A 14770-nucleotide genomic window follows, 5' to 3' on the forward strand; every position below is an offset into this window, starting at 1 on the left:
GATCGACAGACGCAACGCGTCCGACCTCAATTATCGGCTGGCAGTTCCTCAACTTGCGAAATACCTGGCACGCCTTGCAGTCACCAGCGCGATGGGTAGACCCACGAGCACCACATGGACCAACAGTGCCTCGCTCAGGCCGCCAACGCCTGTATAGATAGGGCGGCCCACCATCGAGAGGGGCAGGATGACATAGTTCATCACGACCAGGAGCGCCGCCCCGAAAGCTGCACCCGATAGCACCGGATATCGTACAATCCACGGCAGCCTACTTGCCGAACCGACGAATGCCGCGGCGCCTCCTATCGCTATAAGAAAGTGAATGGCGACCCCGAGAGCGACCATCGCGTTGCCTCCGGCCATTGCGGGAGCACCGAGAAGTGCGCCGGCCACACCTTTCCATGGTCGAAGCGCATCACCACCCCACAGAACGGTGCGGGCTGTTGCGTAAATCAGGTCGAGCGCCCCAGCTATCGCACCCCCAAGGATGGCCGTTGCCGCTATACCCATAATATCTGGACGTGACGTCTCTATAGTGGTTTTCAAGTTCGCGCGCGTCATTGGACACTCCAGATAAGCATGAATACTTGCGTTGCGACTTCACACCTCGAATGTAAGCGGATGGCCATGCTCTCGCATCGGCGTTCAATGAAAGAGCCGCTCCCGTTCGATGGAGCATGAATCGCATATATGTTGAACGGCTGCGCTTCGGCCTGGCACTAATCACTAGGCTGCGCGAACTTCGTCAGAGCCATTACGGTGAGTAACGTCATCAGGATGCACGAGCCTGAAACTACTAACAAAGCGGCGACTTTCGGGAGTGGGCTTGGCGTGCCCAGCGCGAGCCCAAAGGCGAGCATATAGTGCGAAAGCCAGAGCCCTGTGGCCAGCCATGGTGGAGTTGGTGCCATGTACTGTCGCCATATGAATGCGAGAGCCATCAGGAACGTGCCACTCCCTAAAGCGGATTCGTGAGCAGTCAGGATCGCTCGTGATCCCGGCATCACACTCACGGCGAAACCGAGCGCCAGACCGATGATAAAAAGTAGTAATCCCATGCGTGCGAGTTCGAGGTCAGAGCGACACCGGCTGTTCTCTAGTGCCAACGCTATCTCCTTTCTATCGCTAAGCTGGCCAGATCGGGAATCCAGCTTTTCTATTCATCTCCTATGTCACAACGTCGCGCGCCCTGCCTCCAATCTAACCGACTACTCGCACATTAGCGGATTTGATGATATTCTGGGCTATGGAGGGCCTGGGTGTGCGCAAGCGCGCGACGCTCTAGCCTCAGTCCGGTCAAGCCAAGTCACAAACCGAATGTCGGTGCGGCGAGCGGATCAAGGATACGATCCGCATGAGATCCTTATTCAATTGGGTTGCTTGAAGTTCATGGCTGTGACGCCGCCAAGGGAAATACCCCATCCCGCATTGCATGATCGCGTGAAGTGCCGCTGTGTACGCACATTGGAAACCTGATGCGATTGAAGAATTAGGCGGTGGACCGCTGGCCGTGAGTGCAAGTCAGCGCTCTGCTGATGCCAGTGCGGTACGAAACCTGTTACCGTTTTGCAAAGGCGCCTTTGCGTTCTTTTGTAGACGAAGTTGAGGGGTGGCACAGGTTGAGCGCGTTCGAGAAAGACTAGCGGCGCTTCCACAAGGTAAGCATCACAATCGGACAGATGGTATGGTGATGAGGCTGGACTAGCCCGCACTCAGTGAACATTTTGCGCACGCCAAACTAAGGCCCGATTGTGACCGCTAGTAAAACCTAGAGGGTTGAAGGGTTAATATGTTTCCCATCTTCGTCTCGAAGGTAATGGTAATCCCAGGCCGATGACCCATGATACGTCGAAGATCACTCATGTCCAGATTTGTTGCCGCTACGCCATTTATAGCGCGATATTCTTCTCCCTCCAGCCATCCAGCGGCCTCCGCGGGCGAATTTGGCATAACGTAAAGCGATCTTACGACGTCACCCGACCGCTGGAGCGACAGTCCAATAGTGTTTCTCCAGAAGGGCGGGGCCAAGGCCGGCAGGTCGGGTAAGAAGGCAATCTGGTCACCTCCAAAATCAGCGATCATTCGGAACCGGGCGATTATTGCCATCCCTATTGCTCCGGCGACTGGGTGCTCAGTCTGCGCAGCGCCCGCGTTTCCGAGCATCGCGGGCACGTCGGAAAGCGCCGTGCAGCCGATAGTCACCGTCCTTAGGGAAAGTATCACCTCTGGGTGTAACCCACCTACTCCCCCCGTGAGGATAGCCGATGACGGCCGTTCATCCGGGAGCGACAATTCTCGCGCGAATGCGGGGTAGATCGTTAAGGCGGCACCACTACCAGTGTCGAGATGAAATTGTACGTCTTTACCACCGATCGTCACCGGGATGGCTCTGAGCGGTCCAACTTCCGGGAACGACCGAAACATGCCTTCGGCGGCCATCTGCCTTTCGCCCGACGCATGGAAGGCAAGTCGTCTATTTGGCAGATCTAGGTCAAGAACGCGATTTTTCAGAAGATCTTTTCCAAGCAATAGAGTGAGCGGATGCCCCAGCGCTTGGCTTACGGCGCTAAGGTCTATTACTGCTACCGGTTGAGATATCGCCCCTAAACCTGCGACTTCAATTGTCACCTCATTTACAAATCTTACGCTAGAGGAGCCGCCAGTTCCAATCGCCGATCCACTGCCTTGCAGCTTGAAGCCTAGGTTGGATGCCAACTTTGCATCGACAACGGTCATTTCGGCCCCAGTGTCCAACAGCGCCCGCACGAGCGTACCATTGATGGTAGCGGGCACAAACACTCGGGTGTCGTCATACAGTTCGATCGGCGCGCTGGTGTCCCGGGTGGTGAATGGCTTGGTCGTAGAAGCCGAAAAAGCGGGGCGCGCCGCGCAAGCAGCGCCCAGGCCGTAGAGCAGATTTCTACGAGAAAGAGAGCGAGAAGAATAAAGCACACCCACACTATGGTGGGCGCGAAGCGTCAGGGTAATACCAAAAGGCCGGTGGCAGCTTTTGCGCGGATTTCATGACACCGCCGGAGTTAATATCAGCGATTCCACATGCGTTGCTGCCGCCATCGCCCAGGCGTCATCCCCTGGCGTGCGCTGAAAATACGAACCAGATGCGAAGCGGACGCGAAGCCCATCGAAGCAGCGATTTCGGCCACCGAAAGCTCGCTTTCACGCAGAGCGCCAGTCACTAAACCGATCCGCACGTCCAATGCGAAAGCGACCGGCGTCGTACCCGTTGAACCGCGAAAAGCGCGCACGAAAGCACTGATCCCGAGCCCTGCCTCCTGCGCCAGTTTTGAAAGTGAAACGCCAACCGGATCTGCTGTGATGGCTTCGATTACCCGGATCAATGCTTTGGGATGCAGCCAGCCGTCGTCTCTGCGTTGGATGGCACCGCCGTAGATCGTTCCAACGCGCCGCGCGAACGCTAATGCCAGCATGTCGCACGTCAGCGTGGTCGCGCGTTGACAGCACGCTGCTCCTAGACTCTCGGCCAACACAAAGGCTTTGTTGTCTGGGTCGCTGCGCCGGTGACGAGAGTCAAAATTCATTGATTGCTCGCACGCAGCCTCAACGAACGTAGGTACGAGCCCAATTTCTAGCCCGAGTATATGGCGCTGCTTTATCGCGCCCGCCCGATCGTGCAGCGCGCGGGAGAAGGAAAGTGCCCCGCGTCGCACAGATTGCTCTCGTTGTCCGCCCGCCAAAGAGCGCTCATTGAGCGTCGCGTGAACAAGGTGACGGTCGCAATGCTGCGTATAGGCGACATGCTCATCTATAACTACATCGGCGACCATTAAAGAACCACCATGGAATGTTTTGATGATTGCTGGCACGCGCGCTTCGGCCCGCCCGCTGAGAATGATCGTCTCCGCCGTCACGCGTAAATTCCCACCGCATCCAATTGACTAAAGACCGACTATGAAACCAAAATATTCAGAAGCAAAGAGCGAAATGATCGCTCTCTGAGACCGCGTAAATCAGGTATTCTTTGCGTTATCACATCCGACGCGGCGAGATATTTTTGCGAGGTGTCTCAAGATGAGCTTCCCGCCGGCGAGCTTTCGCGTCTATATCAAATGAGTTCAGCGGCCGTTCGGAGCACCTCGACTATCGAGGAAGCTGGTCTACAATTGCATGAGGGGCGCTTTCAATGGCGACCGCGCTAGCTTGAAGCCGCGTCGTTAAGCCGGCGCTTGAGTCGCTACGTGCTGTTTTGGGAGCGTGGCTTCGACAGCGTCTGCTCCGAACGCAAACTGCCGTCTGGGTTAGATTTGGCGGCGCTAGGCGTTCGTGCCTTTGAAGCGAAATGGCGCACCCGACAGGATTCGAACCTGTGACCTACGGCTTCGGAGGCCGTCACTCTATCCAGCTGAGCTACGGGTGCAGCTCTATGTTGGCCTAGCCCGACCGACCTCTGAAGGTCAACGGGTTTGGCCGTCTTCAACCTACCTCACCATCGGATCGAACTGTGCCCGCCTAAGCGCGCCATTCGTATCCATTTCCCGCCGTTCTCCAGAGACAAGCTGCTTACGCGGTGCTTACGTGGAGAATTCCGACATCTCGGACGAGAATAGTGAACCCTCTATCTTCCTGTATTTTATCACTCTTTCCAACGCGCGTCTGGCCCATTCCCCCTTGACGGCTGCCTTCGGAGGGCAGCGCTCTATCCAGCTGAGCTACGGGTGCCTGGTCGCAGGCGCCTAGCAAAGCGCGGCGGGCTACGCCAGCCCTATCGCTTCTTCTTCGCCAGCGTCACGGGCTGGAACATGCCCAGGCCGCAGGTCGGGCCCCGAACGGGGCCGCCTCCGGTCCGAAGCACGGCGATCGTATCGACCGAACATAGCTGGCCGATCGAGGTCTTGTAGGAAAAGGCCTCGTCGAAACCCAGGCCGGGGCAGCTCTGCGGCAGCGTGTTGCGATAGATCTGGCCGCCATTCATCTCGAAATCGATGATCGAGTCGTTGCGCACATGGCTCGCGCGGATTCGGCTCGTCATGATGCAACTCTGCGGCTTGCCGGCGGGCGTTGCCTCCGGGACCCGGTTCTTGTCCTTCGCGACCCCGGGGGCGGCGGTTGCGGCAACGGCGAGGGCGATCAGGATCATGCGCATGGTCAGGCCTCCTTGGCGGCGCCGCGGGTCGGCGCCGGCGTCTTCGGTTTATAGGCGCACAAGTCCCATACCACGCATCGCCAGCATTCGGGAGTGCGTGCCTTGCAGACATAGCGGCCGTGGAGGATCAGCCAGTGATGGGCGTGGAGGCGGAAGGGCTGCGGCACCGCTTTCTCCAGGCCCAGCTCGACCGCGAGCGGCGTCTTGCCACGCGCCAGGCCGGTGCGGTTGCCGACACGGAAGATGTGCGTGTCGACCGCGAAGGTCTCGGCGCCGAAGGCGGTGTTCATCACCACGTTCGCGGTCTTGCGGCCGACGCCGGGCAGCGTTTCGAGCGCGTCGCGGTCGGCCGGCACCTCGCCGCCATAGTCGGCGATCAGCTTTTCGGAGAGGGCGATGACGTTCTTCGCCTTGGTGTTGAACAGCCCGATCGTCTTGATGTGCTGCTTCAGCGCCTCCTCGCCAAGCGCCACCATCTTCCCGGGCGTGTCGACCTCCGCGAACAGGCGCCGCGTCGCCTTGTTGACGCCGACATCGGTTGCCTGCGCGGACAGGGCAACCGCGACGAGCAGGGTATAGGGGTTGGTGTATTCGAGCTCGGTCTCGGGATGGGGATTGTCCGCGGCGAGCCGCGCGAAGAACTCGACGACATCCGCCTTTTTCAAAGTCCCAATCCCTTCAAAGGCCCAGCACCTCCGCCATCTGGTACCGTCCGGCGGGCTTGTCGGCGAGCCACAGCGCGGCGGTGATCGCGCCGCGCGCGAAGATCTCGCGGCTCTCGGCGCGGTGGCCGATCTCGATGCGTTCGCCCGACCCGGCGAACACCACCTGGTGATCCCCGGCGACCGAGCCGCCGCGCAGGCTGGCAAAGCCGATCGTGCCCTCGGCCCGCGCGCCGATCAGCCCGGCCCGATCGGTCACCTTCGCTTCGGCAAGCGGGATGCCGCGACCAGCCGCCGCCGCTTCGCCAAGCAGGAGCGCGGTGCCGGACGGCGCATCGACCTTGTGGCGATGATGTGTCTCGACGATCTCGATATCCCAGTCGGTGCCGAGTACTGATGCTGCCTCGCGCACCAGTCGCGCGATCAGCGTGACGCCGAGCGACACGGTGCCCGTCTGGAGCACGGCCACGCGTTTTGCTGCCTCGTCGACCAAGGCGTGATGAGCGGGTGACAGCCCGGTGGTGCCGACCAGGATCGGCGTGCCCGCCGCCACCGCCGCGGCAAGATTCGCCTCGAGCGCCGAGGGCACCGAGAAATCCACCAGCACGTCGGCGGCGCGCGCCAGCGTTGCGGGATCGCCCCCGGCGTCGATCCCGCCGGCCAGGGTCCCGCCCAGGTCGGAGACGACGCCGGCCAATGCCTGCCCCATCCGTCCGGCGCTGCCGATGATGCCGATCATGGTCATTTGCCTGGTCTCCCGGGAATGCCGCGATTGCCGATGCAGTGGATCACGCGACAGGCCCATATTTTCGATGTCGGCGGGCAGATGCCACAATGCGACGCGGCGCGACAGGGGCTTCGCCTTCACGAATGTTTCGCCATGTCACGCAAGATACGACGTATTTCATGTGGCGCACAATTGTGTGGTGTGTCAATGAATGTGAAATTCATTCGACTTTCTATTCTGAGAAATAACAATTCTGGATATATTTGATCAAGTATATCATGTGACTGCGGGATCATAACTACTGCGGATATTGTTACTCTTTCCGATGGATGGTGTCGATAGTAGGATCATCCCTCAGTTGCACGGTGAAGACGGACGTGATTTCCGGGCGTGTCCACGGGAAGAGTGCGTCGCCGTGTCTGCCTGTCAGGAGCGATGCGATGAGCGATCCGGTTTCGACGACGATCTTCGGCCCCAACCAGTTCGTCACGGGGGTTCGCGGTTGGAGCGGATCCGACGTGATCCTGACCGGGACGACCAATAGCGATGGCCTGACCACCGCCTTGCTCTATCTTGGTCCGCTGACACCGACCGACGGAAACGGGCTCTATTCCAGCCCGCCGGTCTTTCCGGGGCAGAGCGTGACAGGCTCGACCTTCTACGGACCCGATACCTTCGTGTTCAATCCGGCGCTGGGCGAGGGTAATGTCCGGGCGGTCGGCAATTACCAATATTCGGAAAGTGCCGCGCACAGCAACGGCATGATGTATCAGGGCCCACCCCAGGGCGGCGGCACCTGGAGCCAGATCGACGTGCCGGGCAATCTGGTCGGTGGCCAGGCGGTGTGGAACACGATCCCGCACAGCACCATGGGCGATCTCGTCGTCGGCGACTATGATCTGAAGGGCGTTCCGCTTTCCGCCAACGCCTTTCTCTACGATATCGCGAAGGATCGCTGGACGATCTTCGACATACCCGGCTGCACCCTGACCACCGCTTACGGCATCTGGCAGCACGGCATCGGCAGCAGCAGCTATACGATCGTCGGCGGCACGCGGAACGGGCATGGCATCAACCAGGGCATGGTGATCGGCTATGATTCGGCGACGGGCGCCTTCAGCAACCTCAAGCTGTACAGCTATCTCGACCAGCCGGCGCTGGTCACGCATTTCGAGGGGATCGTCGCGACGCCGGCAGGGTTCAACCTGGCCGGCGGCGGCAGCGGCTCATCGGCCCTGCTCGCCTCGATCTCGATCAATCCCGACGGATCGTACAGCGATGCGACCTGGATTCCCTATGCCTATCCCGGCGCGGTCGTTACCACGGGCAATAGCATCTACCGGAATGCGTTGATGGGCGTCTTCGCGATATCAGGGACTCCGGGCGTGCAAAGTTACGTCGCGACTTTCCCTGTTTGACGCATGCCCCAAGCCGGGATCGGACTCAGGCAGTGGCGATTCCGACGGCGACCAGCTCTTTCCGCGCGGCATCGAAGGCAGCCCGGAACGCCGGCTCGGCCATCAGCCGTTCGGCGATCAGCAGGCCGAGCATCTGGCCGGCGCTCACGTCGCTGCGGAAATGCTGGCCGCAGACGATGCGGCTTTGCCCATAGCGGGCGGCGCGGGCGAGGATCGGACCGGCCTTTTCAGGCACCAGCCGCGCCAGCACCTCGCCCATGGAAAAGGCCATCGAGGTATGTCCGCTCGGGTAGCTCGACAGTGGATCGTCATTGCGCTTGCAGCTCTTGAGCGCCGGGTCGACGATATAGGGGCGGGGCCGCTTGAACTCGTCCTTGCCGCGGTCGACCGTCGCCTTCTCGGTGGCGCGGACCATGCCGAGCAGCGCGCTGGTGGCGGGCAGTGCGGCAAGGTCGAACCTGGAACCCAGCGCCACCGCGAAGATCGAGCCGTTCTTGGTGTCGCCATCGGCGCGGGCATCGGCTTCGTCGGTGGGCGACCGCGCCGTCTCGATCGCATGGAGTTCGGCAAGCTCGGTCAGGGCCTGCGGGCTGCCGGCCACGGGCGGCGGCGGCAGGACAAGAACCGGATCGATGTTGCGGAGCAGGGCGGGCGCCTTGTCGGCAGCGGGGGCCGCGGCGGCAAGCGCCACCGCGGCGAGGAGCAGGCGCTTCATCAGAAGGTCAGCGTGATGTCGCCGGTGAAGGACCGGCCGGTCTGGTAGAAATACTGGTCGAACGGCGTGGTCTTGCCCGTGTTGATGTTGGTCACCCGCCGCGAATCGAGCAGGTTGTTGATCTCGAAGCCGACCCGCACCGGCCCGATATCGTAGCGTGCTGACAGGATCGCGCTGTTGTAGCCGTTGCTGCGATAGCTGTTGTAGACGGGGAGCGTGGTGCCCGCGTTCGCGTTGGTGATGCTCGACGGATCGGTGAACCATTGCCGGCCCGTATATTTGTCGATCAGCGAGAAGCGGATCGGGCCGCTCTTGTAGAGAATGCCGGCCGCGGCGGTCCATTCCGGTGCATTGGCGACTTGAAGGTTGGGCGAGCCGTCATTGTTGGTCTTGGCATAGTTGCGCGACCCGTTGGCGAAGACGGCGAGGCCGTGCGGCAGGGCATAGGTGACCTGGCCCTCGATGCCCTTGTACTGGACTGAACCCTGGTTGATCCAGATCACCCCGTCGCTGGCGACCGGCGCGTTGATCGACGCGAACTTGTTGGTGAAGTCGATCTTGTAGACATCGGCGTCGATCGAGAGATTGCCGCCATGATAGACGACGCCGGCCTGATAGTTGGTCGAGCGCTCCGGCTCGACCGTCGAGAGGCTTGGCTTGGCGACATAGAGCACCCCCAGCGAGGGTGCGAGGAAGCCGCGCGCATATTGCGCATAGACCGCCAGCCGGTCGTTGACCGCATAGTTGATCGTCGCGAAGGGCAGGTTGGCGCTGTAGGTGTTGCTCAGCTTCTGCGGAATGCGTGTCGTCTGGTTGTAGAGCGCATCGATCTGCCGGTTGAAATCGACATGCTTGAAGCCCGGGGTGATCTTCAGCCCCGCGATCGGACGCAGTTCGAGCTCGACGAATTCCTCGGTGTGGTTGGTGTGCGAATTCTGGTCGAACTTGATGTTCTGTGGGGTGGCCAGGCCTGAAACCGGATCGATGACCTTCTTCTCGACATAGTTGGGCGCGCCGGTCACCAGGTTGACGTCGCGCTGCTGGCGATAGGTGTTTGACCATTCGATCCACGCGCCCGCGGTGATCGCGCCGAAGCCGAAGTCGATCCGCGTCTTGGCGATGTCGCCGAACATCCGGTATTTGTTGGTCTTGGTATAGCCCGGCACGCCGGGGGCGGTCGTGGCCACGCCGTTAACCGGTGTGTAGACGTTGGCCTTGGCGATGTCCGCTGCGCTCGCGGTCGCGAACAGCGTCACATCGTTGCCGCTCAGCGTCTCGTTGTCATAGCTGTAGGTATAGGCGCGGTTCTCGAAGATCGAATTGGGGGCGATGTTCGCCTCGAACTTCACCAGCTCGAAATCGGTCGTCTTGTGAGTATGGTTGTACCCGTAATAGGTCTGCGAGTTCGGATCGTTGTTCAGGCTGAAATATTTGCCGAACTGCGCGATCTGCGACAGCGTCGCGCCGTCCTTGTCGGGCTGGTTGAACGTATTCTCGTTGTAGGTGGCGAGGATCGTCAGCTTCGCGTCGGGCCCGATCGGGATCATCACCTTGCCGAAAACGTTGTTCGACCGGAACGGGCTGTAGGTGCGGGCGCCGTCAGATCCGATATGCTGGCCGCTCAGGACGATCTCGGTCCCGCCGAGCTTGTCGATCGCGCCGCTCTGCGCGACGCCGCGCAGCATCCAGGTGTTGAAGCTGCCATAGGTGGCCTTCGCTTCGATGCTGGCATCCTCGCGCGTCGCGCGGGAAAAGAGGTTGATGTTGCCGCCAAAGGTCGCCTGGCCGAGCTGGCTGGCATTGCCGGGGCCGCGATCGACGATCAGCGTCTCGATCGTGTTCGACGGGAAGAAGGTATTCGAATGATGCGTCGGATCGTTGGTGTCGCCGAAAGGAACGCCGTCATAGGTGACATTATATTCGCCGTCCTGGAAACCGCGGATCTGCGCCTTGGACTCGGACAGGCCCGGCCCGTTGGCATTGCCATAGCCGGAGACGCTGGGTCCGATCAGCGCGATCTGGTTGAAGTCGGAAGTTGCCGGCAGCGAATCCTCGATGAAGGAGCGCGAGATGATGGATTGCGGCTGAGTCGTCTGCAGGGAGGCGGTGACGGGCGCGATCTCGTTCGCGCGGGTCGCGGTCACGACGATGTCGGAGCCTTCGGCCAGGTCGGTCTTCGGCTTCTGGTCGGGCGCTGCCTCGTCGGCCGGCGCGAGGGCCGGGGGCGTTTCGGCATAAGCGGCGGAGGACAGAATCGAGAGCGCAAGCATGCTCACGCCGAGCAGCAGCCGCTGCGGCCTGGTTGAGGTCGACATTGATCTGGTTTTCCCTGGCGCCCCGATCGGCGCGGGGTCGGCCTATGGAGAGCCTGTGACTCTTTCGCTGCCGTAACGTTACAGAAATACGTCAAACGCCAACATGACAAATAATCAATATTCCGGTTAGGAAATGGCGATATTCGGCACGGTGGCGCGGGCCTTCGCAGCCGGATAGGAGCGCCCCATGACCAAGCTTCGCAACATCGTGATCCTCACCGGAGCCGGCATCTCGGCGGAAAGCGCCTGCTGATCGCCGCCGACTGGATGCCGATGGACATGATCCTGATGCAGGAGGCGCACAAGATCGACGAGTTTGTCGCGGCCTGTCAGCGCATCGAACTACAGGCTTACGCAGGCGCAATGGGACGCCGTTAGCGTCCTATCGCCTTTGGGAAGCCACCGCCTTTGCGTAGATGATTTGCGCGCCGAAAACGACAGCCAGCAACCCACCAACGGCCCTGACAAGCCCGCTGATTGTTTGAAGTTCAACAAGCCCCGACAGGGCTAACGGAACGCCGAAAAGGAATGCTATCAATGCCATGCTGATCGGCATCGAAGCCAGCAACTTTTGCTGTGCGGGGCGAAAAGAACGCGGAGGCGAAGTCGGGCGACCGGCGATGCTGCGCCGCCAAGCACGGCGCGAACCCAAGGCTGGGATTGCGAGATATGCGTCGCGTTCTTCGGCTGATACGGGAATGCCCCGCGACCAGCGCCAATGATAGTAGAGATAGCCTTGGTTGATAGGCTCGAAGCTCAATGCGAGAATAGATCGCTGCTGTTCCGATTTATCACGCCCCCAGACCATTCGCCGAGATTTATCGAAGAAGCAGCTTGGCGCAAGCACTCGTTATTGGCGAGGCCACGATGACGATCTATTCTGCTGGTATGAGTGGCATCCATAACATCGTCGTCCTGACCGGCGCAGGCATCTCCGCCGAGAGCGGCGTCCCGACCTTCCGCACGAAGAACGGCGTGAATTATTGGGACATTGGCGATGGTCACGACGATTATAGGGTCGAGGATGTCTGCACGCCAGAAGCGCTCGCGGCCGACCCCGATCTTGTCCACCGTTTCTACGATGCGCGCCGTGCGGCGCTGGCGACGGTCGAGCCTAACGCGGCGCACCGTGCGCTGGCGCGGCTCGATGCGGCGTGGCCGGGCGCGCTGCTGATCGTCACCCAGAATGTCGATGACCTGCACGAGCGGGCAGGGGCGTCGCGGCTGCTCCATATGCACGGTGAACTGAACTCGGCGCTCTGCGCCGCCTGTGGAGCGCGGGTGCCCTGGGCTGGCGACATGCCGCCCGGCACGCGGTGCGATGCGTGCGGCGGGGCGGCGATGCGGCCCGACATCGTGTTCTTCGGCGAGATGCCCTATGCGATGGACCGGATCGAGCGCACCCTGTCGGATGCCGACCTGTTCGTCTCGATCGGCACCTCCGGGGCGGTCTATCCCGCCGCCGGCTTCGTCCAGACCGCGCGCTATCACGGCGCGACGACGCTTGAGATGAACCTGGAGCCGTCAGCCGGCAGCGCCTATTTCCACGAGACCCGGCTCGGCCCGGCGAGCGGGCTGGTGCCGGCCTGGGTGGAGACGCTGCTCTCCTGAATCCGCCCGTCCCGGAAGGATCGATCACTCCACCCAGTCGAGGCCCATCTCGCGGTAGATGTCGCGTTCGTCGTCCCAGCCGGGCTTGACCTTCACGTGCAGGTAGAGATGCACCGGGCGGCCCATGATGTTGCTCAGCTCGGTCCGCGCGCGCGCACCGATCTCCTTGATCCGGGCACCGCCCTTGCCCAGCACGATCGCGCGCTGGGTGGGGCGCTCGACCAGGATCTGCTGGTGGATCTCGACTGAGCCGTCCTCGCGTTCCTTATATTGCTCGGTCTCGATCGCGCTGGCGTAGGGCAGTTCCGCGTGGAGCTGGAGATAGAGTTGCTCGCGCGTGACCTCGGATGCAAGGCTGCGTTCGGTCGCGTCGGAAACCTGGTCCTCCGGGAAATGCCACGGCCCATCGGGCATGGCCTTGGCCAGCACTCTCTTCAGCTCAGGCAGGCCGTCGCCGGTCGAGGCGCTGACGAAGAAGGTCTCGGCGAAATCGACAATGCCGTTGAGCTTCTCGGCATGGAGCAGCAGCTTCGCCTTGTCGGCCAGGTCGACCTTGTTGAGGATGAGGTATTTCGGTTCCGGCCGCGAGGCGATCGATTCAGCGATCGGGATCACCTTCGGGCCGAGTCCGCCCTTCGCGTCGACCACCAGGGCGATCACGTCCGCCCCCTCGGTTCCGCCCCAGGCGGCGGAGACCATCGCCCGGTCGAGCCGACGCTTGGGCTCGAAGATGCCCGGCGTGTCGACCAGCAGCAACTGGGTCTCGCCCTCGATCGCCACGCCCATCAGCCGCGCGCGCGTGGTCTGCGCCTTGGGGCTGACGATCGCGACCTTCTGGCCGACCAGGGCGTTGACGAGGGTGGATTTGCCGGCGTTGGGCGCGCCGAGCACGGCGACGAGGCCGCAATGGGTTTGGGAGTCAGTCATGATAGCCTCATTCAGGTGATCAACGCCCCGGCAGGCCGGGGCGAACTAGCCGGAGCCCCTACACCCTTTGACCGGCTCTTGTCGAAGCCCGGGCCTTGCCCTGCCGCTTCCGTGTGTCTTTGGGCGCGGCCGGGGGTGTCGGCCGGAACAGCGACGCCAGTTCCCGCCCGATCCCGGCGAAACTCTGATGGTTCAGGGGCAGCTCAAGCATGACGTGCAGCACGCTCAGCGAATAGAGCACGACGAAACCGGTGATGTAGCTGTGCCAGTAGAGTGCCAGCGCGCCGAGCCACAACGCCAGGATGACGCCTGCCCGCACGGTCGATATCCGGTGCCAGCGGATCACCGAGGTCTTCGAGAACCAGTTGAGATAATGATAGGTGTAAGCGAAGGCGATCAGGCGCATCACGACCACGCCGGCCGGCGATTCATAAATCTCCCACAGGGCGGTGCCCGGTCCGAGCCCCAGCACCTGGATGAGCTGCATGTTGAGCGTCTCGAACGGGGCATAGACCTGCCGCACAGGCGCGCCGATGGTCGGGTCGAACCCCCCGCTCGAGAACAGGAAGATGCCGGTGGCGCAGAGCAGGAACGCGGCGAAGGCGATCCCGCCGGACCGGCTGCGCGTCTTCAATGCCCCGAGCAACAGGAACGCCCCGGTGAACACCAGCACATGCACGATGGTGATGATGAAGAAGGCGACCAGCCCGTACCAGGGCGAATGGCCGAACAGCAGCACGCCAATCCCGGTCAGCACGATCACGCCCGCCGCTATCCAGGGCCGTGGGGTGAAGATGAGCAGGGCGGCCGAAACGAACACCAGGTAGAACAGCCCGATCTCCCATTGGGGGGAGGCGGCGCGATGAAGCAGTTTTTCCGCCACCACGCCGTACAGCATCACCGCAAGCGCGATGCCGACCAGGGCGAGCCAGCCAAGCGTGAACTGCCGCGCCCGCGCGGACTGACCGCTGTCCAGGAAATAGCGCCGGTCGTGAAGCCAGGATATCTCCGTCAGATAGTGTAGCGGGCCGAGCACGGCATAGGCCAGCAGGAACAACTCGAATGGCAGAAACCAGGCCACCGCGCAGGAGACCGCCATCAGGCCGATGTTCAGATAATTGAGTCGGTCCTGCGCGGTCATGCGACGTGCCTGCCCCAAATCCACGGGTTCCGCCATATCGATCGAACCGGCGCGTGCCGCTCTGCCTTACGTCCTTTCCCCAAGCCGATGCTTGCCCGTTGTTAACGAATTGGGCGCAGCATCGGGTCGGGC

At 61.7% G+C, this 14770-nt stretch carries 13 protein-coding genes and 1 tRNA gene; 2 read left to right on the forward strand and 12 right to left on the reverse strand.

Going from position 1 to position 14770, the window contains the following annotated elements:
- Positions 1-48: 48 nt before the first annotated feature.
- The 7 genes from NDN01_RS00295 to dapB all read right to left on the reverse strand — a co-directional run bounded on the left by NDN01_RS00295 (position 49) and on the right by dapB (position 6529).
- Positions 49-561 (reverse strand): hypothetical protein, encoded by a 513-nt coding sequence (locus NDN01_RS00295; protein ID WP_272625150.1) that lies wholly within the window; start codon positions 559-561, stop codon positions 49-51.
- A 1197-nt stretch (positions 562-1758) separates the two neighbouring features.
- A complete protein-coding gene (locus NDN01_RS00300) occupies positions 1759-2952 on the reverse strand; it encodes an aspartyl protease family protein (protein WP_272625151.1) in 1194 nt (397 codons plus the stop codon).
- A gap of 92 nt (positions 2953-3044) precedes the next feature.
- Positions 3045-3890, reverse strand: a complete 846-nt coding sequence (locus NDN01_RS00305) for a helix-turn-helix domain-containing protein (protein ID WP_272625152.1) — start codon at positions 3888-3890, stop codon at positions 3045-3047.
- 429 nt (positions 3891-4319) lie between these two features.
- Positions 4320-4396 (reverse strand) — tRNA-Arg (locus NDN01_RS00310).
- Positions 4397-4741: 345 nt separating this feature from the next.
- Complete coding sequence (locus NDN01_RS00315; RefSeq protein WP_272625153.1) at positions 4742-5122, reverse strand: hypothetical protein; 381 nt, start codon at positions 5120-5122, stop codon at positions 4742-4744.
- A gap of 2 nt (positions 5123-5124) precedes the next feature.
- Entirely contained in the window at positions 5125-5787 is a 663-nt protein-coding gene (gene nth, locus NDN01_RS00320; protein ID WP_272625154.1) for an endonuclease III, read from the reverse strand.
- A 13-nt stretch (positions 5788-5800) separates the two neighbouring features.
- Positions 5801-6529 carry a 4-hydroxy-tetrahydrodipicolinate reductase gene (gene dapB, locus NDN01_RS00325; protein ID WP_272625155.1) on the reverse strand — a complete coding sequence of 243 codons (729 nt, stop codon included), beginning with the start codon at positions 6527-6529 and terminating at the stop codon, positions 5801-5803.
- Positions 6530-6951: 422 nt separating this feature from the next.
- Here dapB and NDN01_RS00330 point away from each other — a divergent pair, with 422 nt between their 5' ends.
- Positions 6952-7929 carry a hypothetical protein gene (locus NDN01_RS00330; RefSeq protein WP_272625156.1) on the forward strand — a complete coding sequence of 326 codons (978 nt, stop codon included), beginning with the start codon at positions 6952-6954 and terminating at the stop codon, positions 7927-7929.
- Positions 7930-7954: 25 nt separating this feature from the next.
- On the opposite strand, the gene NDN01_RS00335 is transcribed toward NDN01_RS00330, so the two are convergent.
- The 3 genes from NDN01_RS00335 to NDN01_RS00345 all read right to left on the reverse strand — a co-directional run bounded on the left by NDN01_RS00335 (position 7955) and on the right by NDN01_RS00345 (position 11767).
- Positions 7955-8644, reverse strand: coding sequence for a phosphatase PAP2 family protein (locus tag NDN01_RS00335; protein ID WP_272625157.1), 690 nt, complete (start codon positions 8642-8644; stop codon positions 7955-7957).
- Positions 8644-10959: a TonB-dependent receptor gene (locus tag NDN01_RS00340; protein ID WP_272625158.1), complete on the reverse strand. Its 2316-nt coding sequence runs from the start codon at positions 10957-10959 to the stop codon at positions 8644-8646. Before NDN01_RS00340 ends, NDN01_RS00335 begins: the two co-directional genes overlap by 1 nt.
- 382 nt (positions 10960-11341) lie before the next feature.
- Entirely contained in the window at positions 11342-11767 is a 426-nt protein-coding gene (locus tag NDN01_RS00345) for a hypothetical protein (protein WP_272625159.1), read from the reverse strand.
- An 80-nt stretch (positions 11768-11847) separates the two neighbouring features.
- Between NDN01_RS00345 and NDN01_RS00350 the strand changes: the two genes are divergently transcribed.
- Entirely contained in the window at positions 11848-12570 is a 723-nt protein-coding gene (locus tag NDN01_RS00350; RefSeq protein WP_272628425.1) for an NAD-dependent deacylase, read from the forward strand.
- Between the two features lie 24 nt (positions 12571-12594).
- On the opposite strand, the gene era is transcribed toward NDN01_RS00350, so the two are convergent.
- A complete protein-coding gene (era, locus tag NDN01_RS00355; RefSeq protein WP_272625160.1) occupies positions 12595-13497 on the reverse strand; it encodes a GTPase Era in 903 nt (300 codons plus the stop codon).
- Positions 13498-13555: 58 nt separating this feature from the next.
- The gene (locus NDN01_RS00360; RefSeq protein WP_272625161.1) at positions 13556-14638 is read right to left on the reverse strand and encodes a hypothetical protein; all 1083 of its coding nucleotides are present in this window, start codon (positions 14636-14638) and stop codon (positions 13556-13558) included.
- Between the last annotated feature and the right edge of the window lie 132 nt (positions 14639-14770).

This window comes from Sphingomonas sp. QA11 (assembly GCF_028473665.1).
GTDB lineage: Bacteria > Pseudomonadota > Alphaproteobacteria > Sphingomonadales > Sphingomonadaceae > Sphingomonas > Sphingomonas phytovorans.